The 22,144-nt window shown below is 63.2% G+C and carries 21 protein-coding genes and 1 pseudogene; 7 read left to right on the top strand and 15 right to left on the bottom strand.

The window, feature by feature from the left end:
* Positions 1 to 191 precede the first annotated feature (191 nt).
* A complete protein-coding gene (locus ABVN19_RS20015) occupies positions 192 to 2,252 on the top strand; it encodes an AsmA family protein (RefSeq protein WP_105642408.1) in 2,061 nt (686 codons plus the stop codon).
* A 37-nt stretch (positions 2,253 to 2,289) separates the two neighbouring features.
* On the opposite strand, the gene ABVN19_RS20010 is transcribed toward ABVN19_RS20015, so the two are convergent.
* Together ABVN19_RS20010 and osmE are read right to left on the bottom strand one after the other, a co-directional pair.
* Positions 2,290 to 2,820, bottom strand: a complete 531-nt coding sequence (locus ABVN19_RS20010; protein WP_028945708.1) for a ferritin-like domain-containing protein — start codon at positions 2,818 to 2,820, stop codon at positions 2,290 to 2,292.
* A 36-nt stretch (positions 2,821 to 2,856) separates the two neighbouring features.
* Positions 2,857 to 3,216 carry an osmotically-inducible lipoprotein OsmE gene (gene osmE / locus ABVN19_RS20005; protein ID WP_028945709.1) on the bottom strand — a complete coding sequence of 120 codons (360 nt, stop codon included), beginning with the start codon at positions 3,214 to 3,216 and terminating at the stop codon, positions 2,857 to 2,859.
* Positions 3,217 to 3,340: 124 nt separating this feature from the next.
* Between osmE and ABVN19_RS20000 the strand changes: the two genes are divergently transcribed.
* Positions 3,341 to 4,231, top strand: a complete 891-nt coding sequence (locus ABVN19_RS20000) for a triacylglycerol lipase (protein ID WP_028945710.1) — start codon at positions 3,341 to 3,343, stop codon at positions 4,229 to 4,231.
* Here the strand turns inward: ABVN19_RS20000 and ABVN19_RS19995 are convergent.
* Positions 4,212 to 5,108, bottom strand: a complete 897-nt coding sequence (locus tag ABVN19_RS19995; RefSeq protein WP_028945711.1) for a DMT family transporter — start codon at positions 5,106 to 5,108, stop codon at positions 4,212 to 4,214. The genes ABVN19_RS20000 and ABVN19_RS19995 overlap by 20 nt on opposite strands.
* Positions 5,109 to 5,206: 98 nt before the next feature.
* On the opposite strand from ABVN19_RS19995, the gene ABVN19_RS19990 reads away from it, so the two are divergent.
* The 3 genes from ABVN19_RS19990 (at position 5,207) to ABVN19_RS19980 (ending at position 7,463) form a co-directional block, all read left to right on the top strand.
* Positions 5,207 to 5,998, top strand: a complete 792-nt coding sequence (locus ABVN19_RS19990; RefSeq protein WP_028945712.1) for a helix-turn-helix transcriptional regulator — start codon at positions 5,207 to 5,209, stop codon at positions 5,996 to 5,998.
* A 61-nt stretch (positions 5,999 to 6,059) separates the two neighbouring features.
* Positions 6,060 to 6,341 carry a PsiF family protein gene (locus tag ABVN19_RS19985; protein WP_028945713.1) on the top strand — a complete coding sequence of 94 codons (282 nt, stop codon included), beginning with the start codon at positions 6,060 to 6,062 and terminating at the stop codon, positions 6,339 to 6,341.
* A gap of 114 nt (positions 6,342 to 6,455) precedes the next feature.
* Positions 6,456 to 7,463 carry a membrane protein gene (locus ABVN19_RS19980; protein WP_028945714.1) on the top strand — a complete coding sequence of 336 codons (1,008 nt, stop codon included), beginning with the start codon at positions 6,456 to 6,458 and terminating at the stop codon, positions 7,461 to 7,463.
* A gap of 43 nt (positions 7,464 to 7,506) precedes the next feature.
* Here the strand turns inward: ABVN19_RS19980 and ABVN19_RS19975 are convergent, their stop codons facing one another.
* Positions 7,507 to 8,772, bottom strand: a complete 1,266-nt coding sequence (locus ABVN19_RS19975) for an Hsp70 family protein (RefSeq protein ID WP_028945715.1) — start codon at positions 8,770 to 8,772, stop codon at positions 7,507 to 7,509.
* 162 nt (positions 8,773 to 8,934) lie between these two features.
* Between ABVN19_RS19975 and cbpA the strand changes: the two genes are divergently transcribed.
* Entirely contained in the window at positions 8,935 to 9,888 is a 954-nt protein-coding gene (gene cbpA, locus ABVN19_RS19970) for a curved DNA-binding protein (RefSeq protein ID WP_028945716.1), read from the top strand.
* Positions 9,889 to 9,890: 2 nt separating this feature from the next.
* Entirely contained in the window at positions 9,891 to 10,196 is a 306-nt protein-coding gene (locus ABVN19_RS19965) for a chaperone modulator CbpM (protein ID WP_028945717.1), read from the top strand.
* Between the two features lie 106 nt (positions 10,197 to 10,302).
* Here ABVN19_RS19965 and ABVN19_RS19960 read toward each other — a convergent pair whose 3' ends face one another.
* From ABVN19_RS19960 to ABVN19_RS19910, 11 genes and pseudogenes are all read right to left on the bottom strand, one after another.
* Complete coding sequence (locus ABVN19_RS19960; RefSeq protein ID WP_105642407.1) at positions 10,303 to 10,824, bottom strand: GNAT family N-acetyltransferase; 522 nt, start codon at positions 10,822 to 10,824, stop codon at positions 10,303 to 10,305.
* 6 nt (positions 10,825 to 10,830) lie between these two features.
* The gene (locus ABVN19_RS19955) at positions 10,831 to 11,358 is read right to left on the bottom strand and encodes a GNAT family N-acetyltransferase (protein ID WP_028945719.1); all 528 of its coding nucleotides are present in this window, start codon (positions 11,356 to 11,358) and stop codon (positions 10,831 to 10,833) included.
* 36 nt (positions 11,359 to 11,394) lie between these two features.
* Positions 11,395 to 12,093: an urea ABC transporter ATP-binding subunit UrtE gene (gene urtE / locus ABVN19_RS19950; RefSeq protein ID WP_105642406.1), complete on the bottom strand. Its 699-nt coding sequence runs from the start codon at positions 12,091 to 12,093 to the stop codon at positions 11,395 to 11,397.
* Positions 12,094 to 12,142: 49 nt separating this feature from the next.
* Positions 12,143 to 12,964, bottom strand: coding sequence for an urea ABC transporter ATP-binding protein UrtD (gene urtD / locus ABVN19_RS19945; protein WP_028945721.1), 822 nt, complete (start codon positions 12,962 to 12,964; stop codon positions 12,143 to 12,145).
* A gap of 35 nt (positions 12,965 to 12,999) precedes the next feature.
* Positions 13,000 to 14,079, bottom strand: coding sequence for an urea ABC transporter permease subunit UrtC (gene urtC, locus ABVN19_RS19940; protein WP_105642405.1), 1,080 nt, complete (start codon positions 14,077 to 14,079; stop codon positions 13,000 to 13,002).
* On the bottom strand, positions 14,079 to 15,578 hold the full coding sequence (gene urtB / locus ABVN19_RS19935) for an urea ABC transporter permease subunit UrtB (protein WP_028945723.1): 1,500 nt from the start codon (positions 15,576 to 15,578) through the stop codon (positions 14,079 to 14,081). Before urtB ends, urtC begins: the two co-directional genes overlap by 1 nt.
* A gap of 91 nt (positions 15,579 to 15,669) precedes the next feature.
* Positions 15,670 to 16,935 (bottom strand): urea ABC transporter substrate-binding protein, encoded by a 1,266-nt coding sequence (gene urtA / locus ABVN19_RS19930; protein WP_028945724.1) that lies wholly within the window; start codon positions 16,933 to 16,935, stop codon positions 15,670 to 15,672.
* An 855-nt stretch (positions 16,936 to 17,790) separates the two neighbouring features.
* The gene (gene cycA, locus ABVN19_RS19925; protein WP_028945726.1) at positions 17,791 to 19,194 is read right to left on the bottom strand and encodes a D-serine/D-alanine/glycine transporter; all 1,404 of its coding nucleotides are present in this window, start codon (positions 19,192 to 19,194) and stop codon (positions 17,791 to 17,793) included.
* Between the two features lie 110 nt (positions 19,195 to 19,304).
* The gene (locus tag ABVN19_RS19920; protein WP_105642404.1) at positions 19,305 to 20,315 is read right to left on the bottom strand and encodes an iron ABC transporter permease; all 1,011 of its coding nucleotides are present in this window, start codon (positions 20,313 to 20,315) and stop codon (positions 19,305 to 19,307) included.
* Positions 20,312 to 21,257, bottom strand: a pseudogene (locus ABVN19_RS19915) (ABC transporter substrate-binding protein). Before ABVN19_RS19915 ends, ABVN19_RS19920 begins: the two are co-directional and overlap by 4 nt.
* Positions 21,254 to 22,042, bottom strand: a complete 789-nt coding sequence (locus tag ABVN19_RS19910; protein ID WP_028945729.1) for an ABC transporter ATP-binding protein — start codon at positions 22,040 to 22,042, stop codon at positions 21,254 to 21,256. Before ABVN19_RS19910 ends, ABVN19_RS19915 begins: the two are co-directional and overlap by 4 nt.
* Positions 22,043 to 22,144 lie beyond the last annotated feature (102 nt).

The raw sequence follows: 22,144 nt of genomic DNA, 5'->3' as shown, positions 1-22,144 counted from the left end.
TTGATGCTTTGCCGCGAGGGCTCTAGCACAATGGTTGCAGCGGCTATCAGGGAGCATTGTCGGGAGGAAGGAGCCAACAAAACCCCGCTATCATGCATCCGCGGTTAAACCCCTGAGGCTTTCATCAGTCCGATGATTAAGTGCCATCAATACGCCCACTCTTGCCGTGTGGTCGTCAGGAGAATCATGCAATGACGCGCCCCGCCAGAATCCTCACCTGGACCCTCGCCAGCCTGCTGCTGGTTCTGACGCTACTGATCATCCTCATCGCCACCTTCGACTGGAACCGGGTCAAGCCGACCCTCAACGCCAAAGTCTCCGAAGCCCTGCACAGGCCTTTCGCCATCAATGGCAACCTCGCTGTGCAGTGGCGCCGCGAGCCGGAGCAGGGCGGCTGGCGTGCCTGGGTACCGTGGCCGCATTTCATCGCCGAAGACCTCACCCTGGGTAACCCGGACTGGCTCAAGGCGCCGCAGATGGTCGGCCTCAAGCGCGTGGAATTTCGCCTTGCACCCCTGCCGTTGCTGTTCCAGCAGATCGTCATTCCCCGCATCGACCTCAACCAGCCCACCGCCAGCCTCAAGCGTCTGGCCGATGGCCGGGCCAACTGGACATTCGATTTCGGTCCCAAGGATGAGCAGAGCGAGCCGTCGAACTGGACGCTCGACATCGGCGCCATCGGCTTTGACAAAGGCCAGGTCAGCGTCGACGACCAGGCTCTGAAAACCACGCTGGATGTGCAGATCGACCCGCTGGGCAAACCGATCCCCTTCGGAGACATCGTCGGCAAGGCCTCGGCGCAGAAGGCCGGAGGGGCGCAGGACTATGCCTTCGGGCTCAAGGTGAAAGGCCGCTACAAGGGCCAGGCGCTGTCTGGCGACGGCAAGATCGGCGGCCTGCTGGCGCTGCAGGATGCTACCCAGCCGTTTCCCTTGCAGGCCGACGTGAAGATTGCCGATACCCGGATCGCATTGGCCGGCACCCTGACCGACCCGCGCAACCTCGGCGCGCTGGATCTGCGCCTGCGCTTGTCGGGCGCGAGCCTGAGCAACCTGTATCCGCTGACCGGCGTGACCTTGCCGGACTCACCGCCTTACGCCACGGACGGCCACCTGGTGGCCAAGCTGCATAAGCCGGGTGGTGCGCTGTTTCGCTACGAAGGCTTCAACGGCAAGATCGGCAACAGCGATATTCATGGCGACCTGACCTTCGTTTCCACTCAGCCGCGCCCCAAGCTCAGCGGTAACCTGGTGTCCAATCAGTTGCTGTTCAAGGACCTTGCGCCACTGATTGGCGCCGACTCCAATGCCGAACAGAAGGCCCGGGGCGGCGCCAGTAAACAACCCGCCGGCAAGGTGCTGCCGGTGGAGGCGTTTCGCACCGAGCGCTGGCGCACCATGGATGCCGACGTGACCTTCAGCGGCAAGCGCATCGTTCACAGCGAGGCGTTGCCGTTCAACGACCTTTCCGCCCACTTCGTCCTCGACGACGGTGTGCTGCGCCTGGAACCGCTGCGCTTTGGTGTAGCAGGCGGCAAGCTCGATGCCCAGATCCGCCTGGATGGTCGCACGGTGCCGTTGCAAGGCCGTGCCCAGCTCAGTGCGCGGGGGTTCAAGCTCAAGCAGTTGTTTCCGACATTCGAGCCGATGAAAACCAGTTTCGGCCAGCTCAATGGCGATGCGGACCTAAGTGGTCGTGGCAACTCGGTGGCCGCCTTGCTGGCAACGGCCAACGGCGACCTGAAGATGCTGATCAACGATGGCGCGATCAGCCGCGGACTGATGGAAATCGCCGGGCTCAATGTGGGTAACTACGTGGTGGGCCAGCTGTTTGGCGACAAGGAAGTGAAGATCAACTGCGCCGCTGCCGACTTCGGCATCAAGGACGGGTTGGCGACGACCCGGTTGTTCGTGTTCGATACCGAGAACGCGATCATCTACATCAATGGCACTGCCAACTTTGCCACCGAGCAACTGGATTTGAAGATCAACCCTGAATCCAAGGGGCTGCGACTGTTCTCGCTGCGTTCACCGCTGTATGTACGTGGCCCCTTCGCCAAGCCAAGCGCCGGTGTGCAAGCCGTGCCGTTGGCGTTGCGTGGGGCGGGGATGGTGGCGCTGGGGGTAGTGATCGGCCCGGCGGCGGGCTTGCTGGCGCTGGTGGCGCCGGGTGGGGATGTGCCTAATCAATGCACGCCGTTGTTGGAGCAGATGAAATCAGGCAAGGCGCCGCGCACGGTCAAGGCGGGTTGAACGCGGGGCAAGGCCAGACTTGCCCCGCGATCCGGTCCTAAAGCCCCTTCAACAGGTCCGCCATATCATCGGCGTGCTCTTCTTCCTGTGCCAGGATGTCTTCGAAGATGCGCCGGGTGGTCGGGTCGCTCTCACCGATGTACTGGATGATCTCGCGGTAGCTGTCGATGGCGATCCGCTCGGCCACCAGGTCTTCGAGCACCATGTCCTTGAGGTTCTTGCCGGCCACGTACTGGGCATGGGAGTTCTTGCTCAGGTTGTCCGGATTGAGGTCCGGTTCGCCACCCAACTGCACGATGCGCTCGGCCAGTTTGTCGGCATGCTCTAGCTCCTGGGTGGCATGTTCGAGAAACTCCTCGGCCGCAACGCTGGCCTTGATACCGCTGGCCATGTAGTAGTGGCGCTTGTAGCGCAGGGCGCACACCCACTCGGTGGCCAACGACTCATTGAGCAGGCGCAGGATAGTCTCCCGGTCGGCGTTGTAGCCTTCGGTCACGGCGCCTTGCTCCACATGCTGGCGGGCACGTGCGCGCAGGGTTTTCACATCGGTCAGTTCAACGGTGCTCATTGTCATCTCCAGGCTGCTAACGGGATGTTTTCGGGGCTAGACGCCGGCCTTGGCCTTGGCTTTCTCGACGGCAGCGTCGTCTTCCTGGCGTTGCTCACAGGTCTTGAAGCCCTTGTCGTCGACATGGCCGGTGGCGTCGAAGCGCACGTAGTAGGGCTGCTGGTGACCGTCGCGGTTGAGGATGTAGTTGTTGCAGGTACCACCATGAGGCAGGTCGATGGCCGTGGACGGGTTGCCGCCGATGGCGATCACTCGCTGCATGGTCATGCCGTTCTCTACTTGCTTGACCAGCGGTTCGTCGCGATAGGTGACGTAATCCACCGGGTTCTCTGGACGGCTGCCGCAGGCGGCCAGGGCGGTGGTGGCCAGGAGGATTGCCAGGGTCTGCTTGTACATGGTCCAGCTCCTTGCTGAGGGTCTACAGGGTTGGAACCGCAGCGCGCGCCGGGAGTTCGATTGCGATTGCAATCGAAGTGCCTGTAGGGTTGGCCGACTGTCCACGGAACGGGGGAATGCAGCCATGGCGCAAGCGCTTGCCACACGTTATCCACTGGTGCTGGTGCCGGGCATGCTCGGCTTTGTCCGCCTGCTGCTCTATCCCTACTGGTTCGGCATCGTGTCGGCCCTGCGCCGGGGCGGGGCCCAGGTGTTTGCCATTCAGGTATCGCCGATCAACTCCACCGAGGTGCGTGGCGAGCAGTTGCTGCGGATCATCGAAGACCTCCGCGCCCACCACGGCATCGACAAGGTCAACCTGCTCGGCCACAGCCAGGGCGCCCTGACGGCCCGTTATGCCGCTGCCCGGCGTCCGGAATGGGTGGCCTCGGTGACGTCCGTCGCCGGCCCCAACCACGGCTCGGAACTGGCCGATTACCTGCACGAGAAATACCCCGCCGACTCTGCCCGCGGACGCGTGCTCAAGGCGGTTTTGCATGGCCTGGGGGTGTTGATGGGGTGGTTGGAAACCGGCTGGCGGGGGCCGAAACTGCCCATCGATGTACACGCCTCGCACCATTCGCTGACCCGTGCCGGTGTTGCCCTGTTCAATCAGGCTTATCCACAGGGCCTGCCTACCACCTGGGGCGGGGAAGGGCCGGCCGAGGTCAATGGCGTACGCTACTACTCTTGGTCGGGCACCTTGCAGCCGGGGCTGACCGACACCGGCCTGAACCGCCTGGACGGCAGCAACCGCTTTTGCCGCTTGTTTGCCCGCACCTTCGTCCATGAGGTCGGGCAGTGCGACGGCATGGTCGGGCGCTACAGCTCGCACTTGGGCCAGGTGATCGGTGATGACTACCCGCTCGACCACCTGGATATCGTCAATCAGTCACTCGGCGCGGTCGGCAAGGGCGCTGATCCAGTGCGCCTGTTCACCGAGCACGCCGAGCGACTCAAGGCTGCGGGGCTGTAGCGTGGGCAGGACGCACCGGGGTTTTCCAGCGTTCGGCAAGGATCACCCCGGCCAGCGTCAGCAGGCCGCCGAACAGGTGATACAGGGCCAGTTGCTCATCGAGTGCAACCGCAGCGATCACCGCGGTAACCGCAGGCAGCAAGTTGAAGAACAGCGTGGTGCGGCTGGGGCCCAGGCGGCTGACGGCCTGCATCCACACCAGCGGCGCGACCATCGAGGCGAGCACGCAGGCGTACAGCACCAGGCCGATGTTGCCCGTGCCAAGGCCGGTCTTGTCCGAGAACAGAAACAGTGGAAACAGCACGATGATCGCCACCAGTACCTGCAGGTAAAGCAGCAGCAAGGGCGGCAGGCGCAGTTGCCATTTCTTCAGCAAGGTGCTGTATAGCGCATAGGCCAGGGTGGCAATCAGCATCAGCGCATCGCCGCCATTGAGGCCGTGTTGCACCAGCACGCCCAGGTCACCCGCCGATACCACCACCAGCACGCCGACCAACGAGACCAGCGCGCCGATCAGCGCACCGTAGGTCAGGCGCTGGCCCAGGCTGATGATGGCCATGGCCAGCGACATCAACGGCATCAGCGAGAGGATGATGCCCATGTTGGTGGCGCTGGTGATCGCCGCCGCGAAGTACGCCAGGCTTTGATACACCGCCATGCCCAGCACGCCGAGAATGAAGATCTTGCCGAGGTTGGGGCGGATCTGGGCCCAGTTTCGCAGCATCGGCCGCAGCAGGAACGGGGTGAACAGCAGCCCGGCCAGCAGCCAGCGATAGAAGCCGATCTCGGCGGGAAAGATCGCGCCGGCCGACATCTTGGTGACCACGGTATTGCCGGCCCAGATCAGAATGGCCAGCAGGGGAAACGCATAATTCATGAAGCAGGAACTCTTGAGGGTACAGGGAGCTATTATCCGCCTGTCTGTCTTGTTGCTTATACTTGCATCCAGACAACCGGCCCATCGATCCAGACACCATGGCACGTAAATACGTCAACATCCCGCAATTCGACGCCTTGCCGGCGCCGGTGTACTTCCGCTACGACGAGTTCGGCGCCGATACCCACAGCGCCGCGCACCGGCACGGCTGGGGCCAGCTCAACTATGCGGCCCACGGCATCATGCACCTGGAGATCGGTGGGCAGCGCTTCGTCTCGCCGCCCCACTACGCGGTGTGGGTGCCACCCGACACCGAGCACAGTTGCTACAACCCTCAGGCCATTGTTTACCGTTCGGTGTATCTGGACCGCGCCTTGTGCCAAACGCTCCCGGCGCAGCCCTGCACCCTGGTGATCAGTGAAATCCTCAAGGCAATCCTGGGCGACTTTGCCCGGCGCGACGTGAAAGTCCCGGTAGACGAGGCCGACCGGCGGCTGGCCCAGGTATTGGTAGACCAGCTGCGCCTCGCCCCGACTCAGACGTGTTTCTTGCCCTATGCCCGCAGCGCCGGCCTGCACGCCGTACTGCAGGCCCTGCACGACGAACCTGGGGACAATCGGCCGCTGGCCGACTGGGCAGCTTCGGTGCATGTCAGTGAACGGACCCTGGCCCGCCAGTTCGCGCGCGAATTGGGCATGAGCTTTGGCGAGTGGCGCCTGCGCCTGCGGTTTTTGCGTGCTATCGAGGGGCTGGAGCAGAACCTGCCGATCCAGCAGATCGCCTTCGAGCTGGGCTACAGCAGCCCATCGGCTTTTATCGCCATGTTCCAGCGTCATGCCCACTGCACGCCCGAGCAATATCGGCGCCAGGCCCGGGCCGGGGGGGTGTAAGGATTGTTGTCTACACTCAGGGCGATGCTGCGCGACGGGCGCTGCGACAAGGAGAGACACTATGAAGTGGGTGCGTGTACCGCTGCTGTTGCTGGGCGTATTGATGTGTTCACAGGGCTTCGCCGCCACCGCTCAACAGGAAAAAATGAAAACCTGCAACGCTGACGCCACCGCCAAGGCCCTCAAGGGCGATGAGCGCCAGGCCTTCATGAGCGGGTGCCTCAAGGCCAAGCCCGCCACCCAGCAGGAAAAAATGAAAACCTGTAATGCCGATGCCACCACCAAGGCGCTCAAGGGCGACGAACGCAAGGCGTTCATGAGCGACTGCCTGAAGAAAAAATGAGCCGCTGGGCCTGACCCGGGTCAGCCGCTGCCAACGCAGCGGCCGCGGCACTATGCCTGCCCGGCGAAGGCTGGCAGACTGCGCCTTTTCCTGCAGTTGCCCCCTTGAGGTTGTATGACCTTCACTCCGCGCCAGATCAAACTGGCCAGTTGGATCATTGTGTTCGCCGGCCTGTTGCTGGCGCTGCCGCTCAAGCTGTTGCCGAGCCTGTTGGCAGGCTTGCTGGTGTTCGAGCTGGTCAACATGCTTACCCCCAAGCTGCAGCACCTGATTGCCGGGGAGCGGGCGCGCTGGCTGGCGGTGGCCCTGCTCGGTACGCTGGTGGTCAGCACGCTGACCTTGCTGTTTGCCGGTGCCATCAGTTTCCTGTTGCACGAGGCCGAGAACCCCGGCGCCTCGCTGGACAAGTTCATGCTTCTGGTGGATCAGGCCCGCGGCCAGCTGCCGCCCTTCGTCGACGCCTACCTGCCGGCCAGCGCTGCCGAGTTCAAGGTGGCCATCGGCGAATGGCTCAAGACCCACCTGGGCGAGCTGCAACTGGTGGGCAAGGGCGCGGCGCACATGTTCGTCACCCTGCTGATCGGCATGATCCTGGGGGCCATCGTTGCCCTGCAGCGCATCCCCGACATTTCCCGACGCAAGCCGTTGGCGGCAGCGCTGTTCAACCGCCTGGCGCTGTTGGTGCAGGCATTTCGCAACATCGTCTTCGCCCAGATCAAGATTTCGCTGCTCAATACCTTTTTCACCGGGATTTTCCTGGCGGTGGTACTGCCGATGTTCGGCGTCCACCTGCCGCTGACCAAGACCCTGATCGTGCTGACCTTCCTGCTGGGGTTGTTGCCGGTCATTGGCAATTTGATGTCCAACACCCTGATCACCATCGTCGGCCTGTCACTGTCGATCTGGGTGGCCATGGCGGCGCTGGGCTATTTGATTGTTATCCACAAGGTCGAGTACTTCCTCAACGCGCGGATTGTCGGCGGGCAGATCAGTGCCAAGTCGTGGGAACTGCTGTTGGCAATGTTGGTGTGCGAGGCGGCATTTGGCTTGCCGGGGGTGGTGGCAGGGCCGATCTACTATGCGTACCTGAAGAGTGAGCTGAGGCAGGCTGAGCTGGTTTGACAGCATCGCGGGGCAACGTCTCGACTTGCCCCGCGATCGGTGTTCAGCCGTACCGCTTGCGCGCTTCGATCGCCAACCCGCTACCAATACTGCCAAAGATGTTGCCCTCGACGTGCCGGGCCTTGGGCAGCATCGCCGCCACGCTCTGGCGCAACGCCGGAATACCGCTCGAACCACCGGTGAAGAACACCGTATCCACCTGCTCGACACCCACCCCGGCCTTGGCCAGCAGTTCGCTGACGCTGCCGCGCACACGTTCGAGCAGGCTGTCGATGGAGGCCTCGAACAACGCCCGGGTCAATTCCACGCTCAGGCCCGGCTCGACGCGCTTGAGGTCGACCAGGCGGCTGTCGGTGTGGGTGAGCTCGATCTTGGTCTCTTCCACTTCCATCGCCAACCAGTGCCCGGCGCGCTGTTCGATCAGCTTGAACAGGCGGTCGATGCCATTGGTGTCTTCGATGTCGTAGCGCATGCTGCCCAGGGCCAGCTGGGACTTTTGCGAGTACACCGAGTTGATGGTATGCCAGGTCGCCAGGTTCATGTGGTGGCTGGTCGGCATGAAGGCGCCGCTTTTCATCCGGCTGCCATAGCCGAACATCGGCATGACGCCCTGCAGGCTCAGTTGTTTGTCGAAGTCGGTACCGCCGATGTGTACACCACCGGTGGCGAGGATGTCTTCATGGCGGTCGTCGAGCATGTGCCGCTCAGGTGCCAGGCGCACCAGGGAGAAGTCCGAGGTACCCCCGCCGATGTCGACGATCAGCACCAGTTCCTCGCCCTGGATGTTCGACTCGTAGTCGAAGGCCGCGGCAATCGGCTCGTACTGGAAGGAGACTTCCTTGAAACCGATCTTCTTCGCCACCTCTGCCAGCGTGTCTTCGGCTTCCTGGTCGGCGGCCTGGTCGTCATCGACAAAGTGTACCGGACGGCCCAGCACCACTTCATCGAACGCGCGGCCGGCGTTGGCTTCGGCGCGCTTTTTCAGCTCGCCGATAAACATGCCCAACAGGTCCTTGAACGGCAGGGCGGTGCCCAGCACGCTGGTGTCGTGCTTGATCAGCTTGGAGCCCAGCAGGCTCTTGAGCGAGCGCATCAGCCGGCCTTCGTAGCCTTCGAGGTATTCGTGCAGGGCGAGGCGGCCGTACACCGGGCGGCGCTCCTCGATGTTGAAGAACACCACCGACGGCAGGGTGATCTTGCCGTCTTCCAGGGCGATCAACGACTCGATGCCGGGGCGATGCCAGCCGACGGTGGAGTTGGAGGTGCCGAAGTCGATGCCGCAGGCACGGGCCGGGGATGCGTCACTCATGGGATGTACTGTCCGGGGGAAAAACGGCCGCGCAGTTTATGCCAGTTGTCAGCAGAATCAAGACCGAATATCTGCTTTGCATCAAACCCAGGGACGCCTTGTAAAGGCTATGCTTGACCCCCATCTACAGCAGCATCAAATTTACTCATGGTGGTTCCTTAGATGGACTTCAAAGACTACTACAAGATACTTGGCGTAGAGCCCACGGCGGACGACAAGGCGATCAAGACCGCCTACCGCAAGCTTGCGCGCAAGTATCACCCCGACGTCAGCAAAGAGCGTGACGCCGAAGAAAAATTCAAGGAGGCCAACGAGGCCTACGAGGCCTTGAGCAGCCCGGAAAAACGCGCCGAATACGACGAACTGCGTAAATATGGCCAGCATGGCCGGCCGTTCCAGGGCCCGCCTGGCTGGGAAAGTCGCAGCAGCGGCGGGTTTGAGGGCGGTGATTTTTCCGATTTCTTCAGCTCGATCTTTGGCGCTCGCAGTGGCAATGGCAACGGCAATCCCTTTGGTCGCGGCCAGCAACGCAGCACCGGTCGGCGAGGGCAGGATGTGGAAATGGAACTGGCGATTTTCCTCGAGGAAACCCTGTCCACCGAGTCGAAACAGATCAGCTTCCAGGTGCCGCAGTACAACGGCAGCGGCCAGCGCACCGGCTTCACCACCAAGACCCTGAACGTGAAGATTCCAGCCGGCGTCAGCGATGGCGAGAAGATCCGCCTCAAGGGCCAGGGCGCACCGGGGATTGGCGGCGGCGCCAACGGTGACCTGTTCCTGACCATTCGCATGGCACCGCACCCGCTGTTCGATGTCGAAGGTCATGATCTGATCATCACCGTGCCCCTGGCGCCATGGGAAGCTGCCCTGGGTACCAAGGTGGCGGTGCCGACCCTGACCGGCAAGATCAACCTGACCATTCGCCCAGACAGCCAGAGCGGTCAACGCCTGCGGGTCAAGGGCATGGGCCTGGCCAACAAGCAGGGCCAGCGCGGTGACCTGTATGCGCAGCTGAAGGTGGTGATGCCGAGCCACAACGACGATGCGACGCGCGAGTTGTGGAGCAAGCTGGCAGAGAAGGCGGCGTTCAATCCGAGGACACAATGGAGTAGCTGATCATGAGCAGTACCCTGGTCGTTCAACTGGACATGCAGACCCTGTGCCGGGAAGCCGATCTACCGGCGGCCTACGTGATCGAAATCGTCGAACATGGCATTGTCGAACCTTCTGGGCGAACGCCGGAAGAGTGGCTGTTTGACGATCAGGCCGCGGTGCTGGCCAAGCGCGCCGCCAAGCTGCAGCGTGACCTTGAGCTGGAGTGGGAAGGGGTGGCGCTGGCGCTGGAACTGCTGGAGGAAGTGCAGCAGTTGCGTAGCGAGAACTCAATGCTCAAGCAGCGCTTGGGCAGGTTCTTGCAGGGGTAAAGCCGATCGTTCGTAGCTGCTGCCGCAGGCTGCGATCGACTGCGTAGCAGTCGCCATATTGGTGTGTACGACCGTTTTGCGGCCGATCGCAGCCTGGCGGCAGCGGCTACAGTAATTTGAAATACAGGGCCGTCGCCTGATACATCCCGTCCGGCCCACAGGCATACTGCGGAATCTCGCCTGCCTTGCTATACCCCAGCGTCCGATAGAAGCCCTCTGCGCCTGACCCTGCCTCGGTATCCAGGTACAACAGCCCCCGCTGTTGCTGGCGTGCCGCAGCCTCCAGTGCCTGCATCAACTGCTGCCCCAGCCCGTGCTGGCGCACTTCGCTATGCACCAGCAGCTTCTGCACTTCAGCCCGGTTCAAACCATTGGGCTTCTGGCACAACCCCAGCTGCACACTGCCCAGTACTTGCTTGTCCTTGCTCACTACCCACAGCATCAGCTCACCGCTGGCCACGCGCTGCTTGACCTCGTCGAAGTAGCTGTTGGCCTGCTGTGTATCGATACCTTCCATGAAACCGACCGAGGCGCCGTGGCGCACGGCATCGATCAACAACGCCACCAGGCCGTCACGGTAGTGGGCAAAGCTTTCGTGAGTCACGCGGTTGAGTTGCGCAGCATTCATCGGGCATCACTCCGTCGAGCGTGGGGGCATACCGGGGTTGAGGATCAGTTGCATGAAGGTCAGGTCAAGCCAGCGGCCGAACTTCACGCCAACCTGGGGCATTTGCCCGTTGAGCGTGAAGCCCAGGCGTTCATGCAGGCGGATCGAGGCGGTGTTGCCGCTTTCGATGGCGGCGACCATCACATGCTTGTGGCAGGCACGGGCACGCTCGATCAGGGCCTGCATCAGCATAGGTCCCAGGCCGTTGCCGCGTTGGTCGCTGCGGATGTACACCGAGTGCTCGATGGTATGACGAAAGCCTTCAAACGGCCGCCAGTCACCGAAAGAGGCGTAGCCCAGCACGTCGCCGCTATCATCCACCGCCACCAGGATCGGGTAGCGCTGGGCCTCGCGGGCATCGAACCAGGCCTGGCGGTTGGCCAGGTCCACGGGTTGTTCATTCCAGATCGCCGTGGTGTTGAGCACGGCGTCGTTGTAAATGTCGCGAATGCCCGGCAGGTCGGCAGTTACGGCATCACGCAGCAGGTAGGTCATGGCAGCTTCTCGAACAGGTAGGCAGTGGCGCTCAGGTTAAATGGTTACCAGACCGCGCACACCTTCGGCCTCCATGTTTTCACCGCGTCCGGCCTGAACGATCTCGCCCCGGGACATCACCAGGTACTGGTCGGCAAGTTCGGCGGCAAAGTCGTAGAACTGCTCCACCAGCAGGATGGCCATATCGCCGCGGGCGGCCAGCGTGGCGATCACGGCGCCGATTTCCTTGATCACGGATGGCTGGATGCCCTCGGTCGGTTCATCGAGGATCAGCAGGCGTGGCTGGCTTGCCAGCGCGCGGCCGATGGCCAGTTGCTGTTGCTGGCCGCCGGAAAGATCACCGCCGCGGCGGTGCTTCATTTGCAGCAGCACCGGGAAGAGCTCGTAGATGAACGGCGGCACGCTTTTGGCCTGGCTGGCGCTGAAGCGGGAGAGGCCCATCAACAGGTTTTCCTCGACACTCAGGCGCGGGAAGATTTCCCGGCCCTGGGGCACGTAGGCAATACCGGCCTGTACCCGTTGATGCGGCTTGAATGCGGTGATCGGCTGGCCCTCCCAGAGTACGCTGCCTTCGCGGGTAGGCAGCAGGCCCATCAGGCAGCGCAGCAGGGTGGTCTTGCCGACGCCGTTGCGGCCGAGCAGGCAGGTGACTTCACCGACCTTGGCCTCGAAGGAGAGGCCACGCAGGATATGGCTGCCGCCGTAGTATTGGTGCAGGGAGTCGATTTTCAGCATGGTTTTTATCCTTGGTTGGCAATCGCGGGGCAAGTCGAGACGTCAAAAGTCACCGTCCGAGATAAACCTCGATCACCCGGTCGTCGGCCTGCACCTGCTCAAGCGATCCCTCGGCCAGCACACTGCCCTGGTGCAACACAGTGACGTGGTCGGCGATGCTGCCGACAAAGCCCATGTCATGCTCCACCACCATCAGCGAGTGCTTGCCCGCCAGCCCCTTGAACAACTCGGCGGTAAACTCGGTCTCGGCGTCGGTCATACCGGCCACCGGCTCGTCGAGCAGCAACAGTTGCGGGTCCTGCATCAACAGCATGCCGATCTCCAGGAACTGCTTCTGGCCGTGGGACAGCAACCCGGCCGGGCGCTGGGCCGAGGTTGTCAGGCGAATGGTGTGCAGGACTTCGTCGATGCGGTCGCGCTGTTCGCCGTTCAGGCGCGCTACCAGGCTGGCCAGCACCGACTTGTCGGCCTTCTGTGCCAGCTCCAGGTTCTCGTAAACACTCAATGCCTCGAACACCGTGGGCTTCTGGAATTTTCGCCCGATGCCGGCCTGGGCGATCTGCACCTCGCTCATGCGGGTCAGGTCCAGGGTGTCGCCGAACCAGGCCTTGCCTGTGATGGGGCGGGCCTTGCCGGTGATCACGTCCATCAGGGTGGTCTTGCCGGCACCATTGGGGCCGATGATGCAGCGCAACTCGCCGACGCCGATGTACAGGTTCAGGGCATTCAGGGCCTTGAAACCGTCGAAGCTGACGCTGATGTCCTCAAGGGTCAGCACGGTGCCGTGGCGCACATCCAGCCCCTGGCCGCGGGCCTGGCCCAGGCCGATGGCGTCGCGGCCGCTGCCGCCATCAAGGATCGGTTCGAGCATGAATTCCGGGTGTACCGGTGGCAGTGGTATGGCGCTCATTGTTCACCCCTTTTCTTCAACAGACCGACCACGCCCTTGGGCAGGTACAGGGTCACCAGAATGAACAGCGCTCCCAGGCAGAACAGCCAGTATTCGGGAAAGGCTACGGTGAACCAGCTCTTCATGCCGTTGACCAGGCCTGCGCCGAGCAGCGGGCCGATCAGTGTGCCGCGTCCACCCAGGGCTACCCACACGGCGGCTTCGATGGAGTTGGTCGGCGACATTTCACTGGGGTTGATGATGCCCACCTGCGGCACATACAGCGCCCCGGCCAGGCCGCAGAGCACGGCGCTCAGTACCCACACGAACAGCTTGAAGCCGCGTGGGTCGTAGCCACAGAACATCAGGCGGTTCTCGGCATCGCGCAGGGCAGTCAGCACTCGGCCGAACTTGCTGCGGGCCAGGCGCCAGCCCAGGTACAGGCTGGCCAGCAACAATGCCACGGTAAGCAGGAACAACACCGCCCGGGTGCTTTGTGCGGTGATTTCGAAGCCCAGGATGCTGCGAAAGTTGGTAAAGCCGTTGTTGCCGCCGAAGCCGGTTTCGTTGCGAAAGAACAGCAACATGCCAGCGAAGGTCAGGGCCTGGGTCATGATCGAGAAGTACACGCCCTTGATGCGTGAACGAAAGGCGAAAAAGCCGAACACCAGCGCCAGCAGTCCCGGCGCCAGCACCACCAGGCACAGGGCCCAGGCAAAGTGCTGGGTGCCGGCCCAGTACCAGGGCAGTTCGGTCCACGACAGGAAGGTCATGAAGGCGGGGAAGCCATCGCCGGCGGCTTCGCGCATCAGGTACATGCCCATGGCATAACCGCCCAGCGCAAAGAACAGGCCATGGCCCAGCGACAGCAGCCCGGCATAGCCCCAGACCAGGTCCAGTGCCAGGGCAACAATGGCATAGCAAAGGATCTTGCCGACCAGGGTCAGGGTATAGGCCGAGACCTGCAGGCCGTGGCCGTCGGGCAACAGCGACAGCAGCGGCAGGGCCAGCAGCACCAGCAGGGCAGCGGCGCCGACGGCCAGCGTCCAGCGCGGGCCGACCTTCTGGGTGGCGGTAACAAGCAGAGGCTGGTTCATCAGTCGATTACCCGTCCCTTGAGCGCAAAGAGGCCTTGCGGGCGCTTCTGGATGAACAGAATGATCAGCGCAAGGATGAGGATCTTGCCGAGTACCGCACCGATCTGCGGCTCCAGCAGTTTGTTGGCGATGCCCAGGCCGAAGGCTGCCCAGAGGCTCCCGGCGAGTTGGCCGACACCGCCGAGCACCACCACCAGGAACGAGTCGATGATGTAGCTCTGGCCGAGGTCCGGGCCGACGTTGCCGATCTGGCTCAGGGCAACCCCGCCCAGGCCTGCGATGCCCGAGCCCAGGCCAAAGGCGAGCATGTCCACGCGCCCGGTGGGTACGCCGCAGCAGGCGGCCATGTTGCGGTTCTGGGTGACGGCGCGCACGTTCAGGCCCAGGCGGGTGCGGTTGAGCAGCAGCCAGGTGAGCAGCACCACGAACAGGGCAAAGCCGATGATCACGATCCGGCTATAGGGCAGCACCAGGTTGGGCAGCACCTGGATGCCGCCGGAGAGCCAGGCCGGGTTGGCCACTTCCACGTTCTGGGCACCGAACAGCAGGCGGATGGCCTGGATCAGGATCAGGCTGATGCCCCAGGTGGCCAGCAGGGTTTCCAGCGGACGGCCGTACAGGTGGCGGATCACCGTGCGCTCCAGCAGCATGCCGACCCCGGCGCTGACCGCGAACGCTGCCGGCAGGGCTACCAGCGGATAGAACTCGAGGGCGCCAGGTGCGTAACGCTGCATGAGGATCTGCACCCCATAGGTGGCATAGGCACCGAGCATCAGCATCTCGCCGTGGGCCATGTTGATGACCCCCAGCAGACCGAAAGTGATTGCCAGGCCCAGGGCCGCGAGCAGCAGGATAGAACCCAGCGACAGGCCGCTGAAAGCCTGGCCAAGCAGCTCGCCCATCAGCAGCTTGCGCTTGACCTGGGCCAGGCTGGTCTCGGCGGCGGTACGCACGTTGGCATTCGCTTCTACGCCCGGTTCGAGCAGCGCCTCAAGGCGTGTGCGGGCCATGGGGTCGCCGGTTTCACCGAGCAGCCGCACCGCTGCCAGGCGTACTGCAGGATCCTCGGCAACCAGCTGCAGGTTGGCCAGGGCCAGGCCAAGTGCTGCGTGTACGGCAGCGTCCGGCTCGGAGGCGTAGCGCCGGTCGAGGAAGGCAACCTGCGCCGGTTGTGCGCTTTTCTGCAGTTGCTGGGCCGCGGCCAGGCGCACCTGGGCGTCATTGCCGAGCAGTTGATGGCTGGCCAGAGCGTTGTCGACCAGCCCGCGCAGGCGGTTGTTCAAGCGCAGCTTGCGGGTGTCGCCGGGGGCGATGCGACCTTGCTGCAGGGCGGTCAGCAGTTCAAGTCGAGCCGGGTCGGGTTGCGCCGCCCAGGCCTGGAGCAGGCGGGCCTGCTCGTTGGCCTTGGCGGCAATGAAGTAGTCGGCGTCGCTTGCCTGGGCGGCCAGGGGCAGCAGCAGGAGCAGGCCGAGGAGGAGGCGGTGGAGGGCCTTGGGCATAGCGCAGTTCCGTCGCGATTGATTGATGGGGCCTCTTCGCGGGGCAAGCCCGCGCCTACACCGGTAGGAGTGAGCTTGCCCCGCGAAGACCTCAGTTACCCTTCACCGCATAGTCCGGCCGCTTGTCGTTGCCGGGTATGAACGGGCTCCACGGCTGGGCGCGCAACGGCTGCTCGGTTTCCCAGACCACGTTGAACTGCCCGTCGTCCTGGATCTCGCCGATCATCACCGGCTTGTGCAGGTGGTGGTTGGCCTTGTCCATGGTCAGGGTGTAGCCCGACGGGGCCTTGAAACTTTGCCCGGCCAGGGCTTCACGGACCTTGTCGACATCGGTGGACTTGGCTTTTTCCACCGCCTGGGCCCACAGGTGGATGCCCACGTAGGTGGCTTCCATCGGGTCGTTGGTCACCGCCTTGTCGGCGCCCGGCAGGTTCTTGGCCTTGGCGTAGGCTTTCCAGTCGGCCACGAACTGGGAGTTGACCGGGTTCTCCACCGATTCGAAGTAGTTCCACGCTGCCAGGTGTCCTACCAGTGGCTTGGTGTCGATGCCGCGCAGTTCTTCTTCGCCTACCGAGAAGGCCACCACCGGTACGTCGGTGGCCTTCAGGCCCTGGTTGGCCAGCTCTTTGTAGAAGGGCACGTTGGAGTCGCCGTTGACGGTAGAGATCACCGCAGTCTTGCCGCCGGCAGAGAACTTCTTGATGTTGGCGACAATGGTCTGGTAATCACTGTGGCCGAAGGGGGTGTAGACCTCTTCGATGTCCTTGTCGGCCACGCCCTTGCTGTGCAGGAAGGCGCGCAGGATCTTGTTGGTGGTGCGCGGGTAGACGTAGTCGGTGCCGAGCAGGAAGTAACGCTTGGCCGCGCCGCCTTCTTCACTCATCAGGTACTCCACAGCCGGAATGGCCTGCTGGTTCGGCGCGGCGCCGGTGTAGAAAACGTTGGGCGACATTTCCTCACCCTCGTACTGCACCGGGTAGAACAACAGGCCGTTGAGCTCTTCGAACACCGGCAACACCGATTTGCGCGACACCGAAGTCCAGCAGCCGAACACCACAGCAACCTTGTCCTGGGTCAGGAGCTGGCGGCCCTTCTCGGCGAACAGCGGCCAGTTGGAGGCCGGGTCGACCACCACCGGTTCCAGCAGCTTGCCGTTGACCCCGCCCTTGGCATTGATCTGTTCGATGGTCATCAGGGCCATGTCCTTGAGCGACGTCTCAGAGATCGCCATGGTCCCGGACAGCGAATGCAGGATGCCGACCTTGATGGTCTCGGCGGCCTGGAGGGTCCAGCTCAGGCCCATCGCGGCGATGGACGCACTGAGGGTAAAGGCCTTGATCAGACTGCGACGCTTCATAGTGCTCTCTCCGTTGAGTTCGAATGTGCGGGTAAGGCAGATGGCGACTTCGGGAGAGAGCTTTAGCAAAGGCTGTGCCGAGTCAGTGAAAGGCTCTGGCACGGGCTTTCGGGCGGAACAAGAGGGAAGGTTGCACCGGCCTGGGGCCAGGGTTGGCAGGCGGTGCAGCCGGTTGCGCCGTACTGGTGCGCAACCGTTTGGGGGGCAGTGAACTTTTTGGCACCCCCGGCTACTTGAGTACCTTGCCGCACGCAGTAGTTTCTGCGGTGCGGGATTGGCGTCCCGATTACAGAAGAGAAGAAAGCACTAGCGTATACAGCGCTGTGCTCTGCATGGCTGCACCTGTTATGGGCGGAGCCGTGTGTGGGAGCCTTCGGGCTCACCGGTTCTCTTCTGTCCGGCACGCCAACCCGCACGGCTCCGTCCACCCATTCTGGCGTATGGGCTCGGAGAAATACTTCAGAAGAGTTGCAAGGAATAGCACCCTGCTCAAGAAGATCGTCCCTGATCCGCCGTCGACGCTGATGGACGTCCATAACCCCCGTCCCGTAACGGCCAGCACGCATTTTGGTACCTGCCATGAGGCCCATGCCGCCCTGTTCTCGTGCACGGTGGTGTCAATTGCGCGGATGCGTTGGTGTGCGCCGTGGCGGCATTGAAGGCGGCCTACGAGACCAACGCCCTGGCGCTGGACAAAGCGCAGGAACCGCTGCGCAGTTTGCCGACCGCCACAGAAAATTCGCTAGAGAAAGGGTTGGCGATGGCTGACGCTGTACTCGTCGGGATGGAACGAGGCTAAACCTCAGGTAAAAGGGCCGCAGAGGCGGCCCTTTTTGTAGGCGGGGACTTTGTGCTTCAAGGTCGCGGGTGCTGCTTGTTACGCACGAACAGCCAGGTTACCGCCAGCAGCAGAAACCACAGCGGCGTGACGATCAGTGCCTGGCGGGTATCGCTCTCAAGGCTGAGCAGCACCAGGATGAAGGCGAAGAACACCAGGCATACCACCGACATGAAACGCCCGCCGGGCATCTTGTACTTCGACGCCTGGTGCAGTGCTGCGCGGCGCTTGCGGTAGCTCAGGTACGACAGCAGGATGAGGGTCCAGACGAACATGAACAGGATCGCCGACACCGTGGTCACCAGGGTGAAGGCTTCGATCAGGTCGGGGACCACATACATCAGCGCTGCGCCGAGCAGTAGGCAGGTGCAGGAAAAGTACAAGCCATTGGCCGGCACCTTGCGGCTTGAGAGGTGTTCGAAGCTGCGTGGTGCATCACCTTGCTGGGCCAGGCCGAAGAGCATGCGGCTGGTGGAGAACACGCCGCTGTTGGCCGAGGAGGCGGCCGAGGTCAGTACCACGAAGTTGATGATGCTCGCCGCTGCCGGCAGGCCGGCGAGCACGAACAGTTCTACAAACGGGCTCTTGCCCGGCACCACGTCACGCCACGGCGTCACCACCATGATGGTGATCAGGGCCAGCACATAGAAAATGATGATCCGCACCGGGATCGAGTTGATCGCCCGCGGCAGAGTGCGCTCGGGGTTCTTGGCTTCGGCGGCGGTGGTGCCCACCAGTTCGATTCCGACAAAGGCGAACACGGCAATCTGGAAGCCGGCGAAAAAGCCCATCAGGCCATGGGGGAACATGCCCCCGTCGTTCCACAGGTTGGCCAGGTCCGCCGTACGGCCCGACGGCGACTGGAAGCCGACCAGTACCATGTACAGGCCGGTACCGACCAGGGCGAGGATGGCGACGATCTTGATCATCGCGAACCAAAACTCGATCTCGCCGAACATTTTCACGGTAATCAGGTTCAGTGACAGCAGCAGGCCGACACAGGCCAGCGCCGGCGCCCACTGGGGCAGGTCAGGGAACCAGAACTGTGAATAGGCCGATATCGCGATCACATCGGCGATGCCGGTGATGATCCAGCAGAACCAGTAGGTCCAGCCGGTGAAGTAACCCGCCCACGGGCCGAGCAGGTCGGCGGAAAAATCGATGAACGACTTGTACTCGAGGTTCGACAGCAGCAGCTCGCCCATGGCGCGCATGACGAAGAACAGCATGAAGCCGATGATCATGTAGACGAAGATGATCGAGGGACCGGCCAGGCTGATGGTTTTGCCCGAGCCCATGAACAGCCCGGTACCGATGGCGCCGCCGATGGCGATCAGCTGGATATGGCGGTTGGACAGGCTGCGCTGCAGGTGTTCGTGTTCGTCGGGCGAGGTGTGTTGCGGGGACAGGTTCGCGGTCATAGGCTGGAGCATTCCGTTCAATACAATTTCTTGTGCGCGCTAGGCTAACACGCGCATTCCGGGCACAACCGCGACAATACGTCTCAAGACCAATGACGGCTTGACGGTGTTTATCGCTTGCGCATCAGGCCGATAAAAAACAGACCGCCAATGGCGGCTGTGGCGATGCCGATAGGCAGGTCTTCGGGTGAAATCAGGGTGCGGGCGGCCACGTCTACCCAGATCAGGAACAGGCTGCCCAGCAGCAGGCACACCGGCAGCAACCGGGTATGTTCGGCACCGACCAGGCGCCGGGCAATGTGCGGCACCATCAGGCCGACGAAGCCGATCGAGCCACTGATGGCCACCAGCACCCCGGTCAGCAACGAGCAGATCAGGAACGCCGCGAGCCTTACGGAGCGGGCATTGAGGCCCAGGGTCACGGCGGTCTGTTCGCCGGCCATCAGCGCATTGAGCGCACGGGCCATGCCCAGCAACAGGGTCAGCCCCAGCAGCACGCTGATGGCCGGGATCGGCAGCAGCTCCCAGCGTGCCAGGCCCAGGCCGCCGAGCATCCAGAACATCACCGCCGAGCTTGCCCGGTGATCGCCCATGAACAACAGCAGGTTGGCTGCTGCCATCATTACAAAGGCCACCGCCACGCCGCACAGCAACAAGCGGTCGCTGTCCAGCCGGCCATGACGGCTGGCGATGGCCAGCACCAGCAGCATGCTGCACAGGGCACCCATGAACGCGGCCAGGGGCAAGGTCAGCACGCCGAGCAGTTCACCGATATGCAGCACCACCAGCACCGCGCCCAGGGTGGCACCCGAGGTGACGCCGAGCAGGTGCGGGTCGGCCAGCGGGTTGCGGGTGACGGCCTGCAGCACCGCCCCGATCATCGCCAGGCCGCCGCCGACCAGGGCGGCAAGCAGCATACGCGGCACCCGGATCAACCAGACGATATGTTCCTGGCCGGTGGTCCAGGCGGGCGTTTCGGGAGCGATACCGAACAGCTTGAACAGCAGCACCCGCCACACCACCTCGACCGGCACCGGTGCAGCACCAAAACCCAGCGACACCACGCAAGAGACCAGCAGCAGGCCGACCAGGGCGAGCAACAGCAGGCGATAGCGGTTCATGCGCCGTGCAAGCCTGTGGCAATGGCCTCGATGGCTTCGACGTTCTCAAGGCTCGGCGTGGCCGCCACGTAGGGGATCACCACAAAACGCTTGTCACGGATTGCCGACACCGACTGCAAGGCCGGATGTTGTTCGAGGAAGGCCTGCTTCTGCGCGGCACTGACTTCGCCGTAGTCGACGATGACAATCACCTCGGGGTTGCGTTCCACCACGCTCTCCCAGTTCACCCGGGTCCAGCTGGCCTCGATATCGTCGAGCACGTTGCGCCCGCCTGCCGCCTCGATCAGGGCCTGGGGCATGCCCAGGCGGCCGGACGTCATGGCGCGGTCTTCACCGCTGTCATAGAGGAACACCCGAGGGCGCTGCGCGGGCACGCGCTGTTGCACGACGGCGACCCGTTGTTGCATCTGGTCGATCAATTGCTCGGCGCGATCCTGCACATCGAAGATCCGGCCCAGGTTGCGCAGATCGGTGTAGGTGTCGTCCAGGCTTGCGGCCGGGCGCTTCATCACGAAGGCGCAGGACTCGGTCAATTCATACACGGCAATGCCCAATGGAGCGAGGCTTTGCGGTGTCAGGTCGCCACCCACGCGCATGCCGTAGTCCCAGCCGGCAAAAGAAATCGACGTTGGCGTTGAGCAGGGTTTCCACCGACGGGTACTTGCTGGCCAGCTCCGGCAGACCGTCGAGCTCCTTGCGCAGTTCGGGGGTGACGGCCTTCCAGCCGCTCACGCCGCTGTAGCCGACCATACGTGAACGCAGGCCCAGGGCGAGCATCATCTGGGTCATGTTGATGTCGTGGCTGAGGGCGTGCTCGGGTGGCTTGTTGAACGTCACTTGGCGGTTGCAGCTTTGCACGTTCACGGGGTACTGGGTGGCCTGGGCAATGGCGCCGGCGCTGGCGAGCAGGCCCAGGACGAGTAGCAGGGTGGCTCGAATCATCGCTGGGTTATCCAGGTTAGACGTGGGTGGTCGGCCAGGGGGTGGCGGTCGATAAGGGCGTGTACGCCGAAAACATCGTGCAGCAGAGCGCTGGTCAGCACCTCGTCGGGCGTGCCGCTGGCGACGATATGTCCGTGGTCGAGCACATACAGGCGATCACAGAAGGCGGCGGCCAGGTTCAGGTCATGGATGCTCGCCAGGGTTCCGATGCCCAGCCGGCGCACCTGCGCCAGCAATTCCAGTTGATAGCGTGGGTCGAGGTGGTTGGTCGGCTCGTCGAGGATCAGCACCCGGGGCTGCTGGACCAAGGCCCGAGCGAGGATCACCCGCTGCTTTTCGCCACCCGAGAGGCTGGCGAACTCATGGTCATCGAAGCCCACCAGGCCCACGGTCTGCAAGGCGTTCCTGACCTGCTGGCGGTCGTCTTGCGTGTCGCCATCGAACAAGCCCTTGTGCGGGGTGCGGCCCATGGCGACCACCTCCTCGACATTCAGGCCGAAGGCATCGGGAAACTCCTGTAGCACCACGGCGATGCGCTGGGCACACCAGCGGGGTGACTGGCGCCACAGGTCATGCTCGTCGAGTTTCACCTGGCCGCGTTCGGGCTTGTTGAAGCGGTAGGCGCAGCGCAGCAGGCTGGTCTTGCCGCTGCCGTTGGGGCCGATCAGCCCGACGAATTCGCCGGGCTTGACCTGCAGGTCGACCGCGCGCAGTTGGAACTGATGATGACAATGGCCGTGGCCCAGGGGCGACCAGTGCAGGTCGCTGATACTCAGGGTGCTCATGTCAGTCCTGTTGAAAACGGGCCGCCATGTTAGCGGATTTGCACCACACCCGCAGACCCTGCTCATACCGTAGCCGCTGCCGCAGGCGGCGATGGGACCGGC

Origin of the sequence: Pseudomonas vranovensis, from assembly GCF_040438935.1 — a bacterium.
GTDB classification, from domain to species: domain Bacteria; phylum Pseudomonadota; class Gammaproteobacteria; order Pseudomonadales; family Pseudomonadaceae; genus Aquipseudomonas; species Aquipseudomonas vranovensis.
This window is presented reverse-complemented; position numbering and strand designations above follow the sequence as displayed.

Bases quoted from the DNA above. Each gene is read 5' to 3' on its own strand.
- ABVN19_RS20015 (WP_105642408.1), top strand. From the start codon at position 192: ATGACGCGCCCCGCCAGAATCCTCACCTGGACCCTCGCCAGCCTGCTG.
- ABVN19_RS20010 (WP_028945708.1), bottom strand. From the start codon at position 2,820: ATGAGCACCGTTGAACTGACCGATGTGAAAACCCTGCGCGCACGTGCC.
- osmE (WP_028945709.1), bottom strand. From the start codon at position 3,216: ATGTACAAGCAGACCCTGGCAATCCTCCTGGCCACCACCGCCCTGGCC.
- ABVN19_RS20000 (WP_028945710.1), top strand. From the start codon at position 3,341: ATGGCGCAAGCGCTTGCCACACGTTATCCACTGGTGCTGGTGCCGGGC.
- ABVN19_RS19995 (WP_028945711.1), bottom strand. From the start codon at position 5,108: ATGAATTATGCGTTTCCCCTGCTGGCCATTCTGATCTGGGCCGGCAAT.
- ABVN19_RS19990 (WP_028945712.1), top strand. From the start codon at position 5,207: ATGGCACGTAAATACGTCAACATCCCGCAATTCGACGCCTTGCCGGCG.
- ABVN19_RS19985 (WP_028945713.1), top strand. From the start codon at position 6,060: ATGAAGTGGGTGCGTGTACCGCTGCTGTTGCTGGGCGTATTGATGTGT.
- ABVN19_RS19980 (WP_028945714.1), top strand. From the start codon at position 6,456: ATGACCTTCACTCCGCGCCAGATCAAACTGGCCAGTTGGATCATTGTG.
- ABVN19_RS19975 (WP_028945715.1), bottom strand. From the start codon at position 8,772: ATGAGTGACGCATCCCCGGCCCGTGCCTGCGGCATCGACTTCGGCACC.
- cbpA (WP_028945716.1), top strand. From the start codon at position 8,935: ATGGACTTCAAAGACTACTACAAGATACTTGGCGTAGAGCCCACGGCG.
- ABVN19_RS19965 (WP_028945717.1), top strand. From the start codon at position 9,891: ATGAGCAGTACCCTGGTCGTTCAACTGGACATGCAGACCCTGTGCCGG.
- ABVN19_RS19960 (WP_105642407.1), bottom strand. From the start codon at position 10,824: ATGAATGCTGCGCAACTCAACCGCGTGACTCACGAAAGCTTTGCCCAC.
- ABVN19_RS19955 (WP_028945719.1), bottom strand. From the start codon at position 11,358: ATGACCTACCTGCTGCGTGATGCCGTAACTGCCGACCTGCCGGGCATT.
- urtE (WP_105642406.1), bottom strand. From the start codon at position 12,093: ATGCTGAAAATCGACTCCCTGCACCAATACTACGGCGGCAGCCATATC.
- urtD (WP_028945721.1), bottom strand. From the start codon at position 12,964: ATGCTCGAACCGATCCTTGATGGCGGCAGCGGCCGCGACGCCATCGGC.
- urtC (WP_105642405.1), bottom strand. From the start codon at position 14,079: ATGAACCAGCCTCTGCTTGTTACCGCCACCCAGAAGGTCGGCCCGCGC.
- urtB (WP_028945723.1), bottom strand. From the start codon at position 15,578: ATGCCCAAGGCCCTCCACCGCCTCCTCCTCGGCCTGCTCCTGCTGCTG.
- urtA (WP_028945724.1), bottom strand. From the start codon at position 16,935: ATGAAGCGTCGCAGTCTGATCAAGGCCTTTACCCTCAGTGCGTCCATC.
- cycA (WP_028945726.1), bottom strand. From the start codon at position 19,194: ATGACCGCGAACCTGTCCCCGCAACACACCTCGCCCGACGAACACGAA.
- ABVN19_RS19920 (WP_105642404.1), bottom strand. From the start codon at position 20,315: ATGAACCGCTATCGCCTGCTGTTGCTCGCCCTGGTCGGCCTGCTGCTG.
- ABVN19_RS19910 (WP_028945729.1), bottom strand. From the start codon at position 22,042: ATGAGCACCCTGAGTATCAGCGACCTGCACTGGTCGCCCCTGGGCCAC.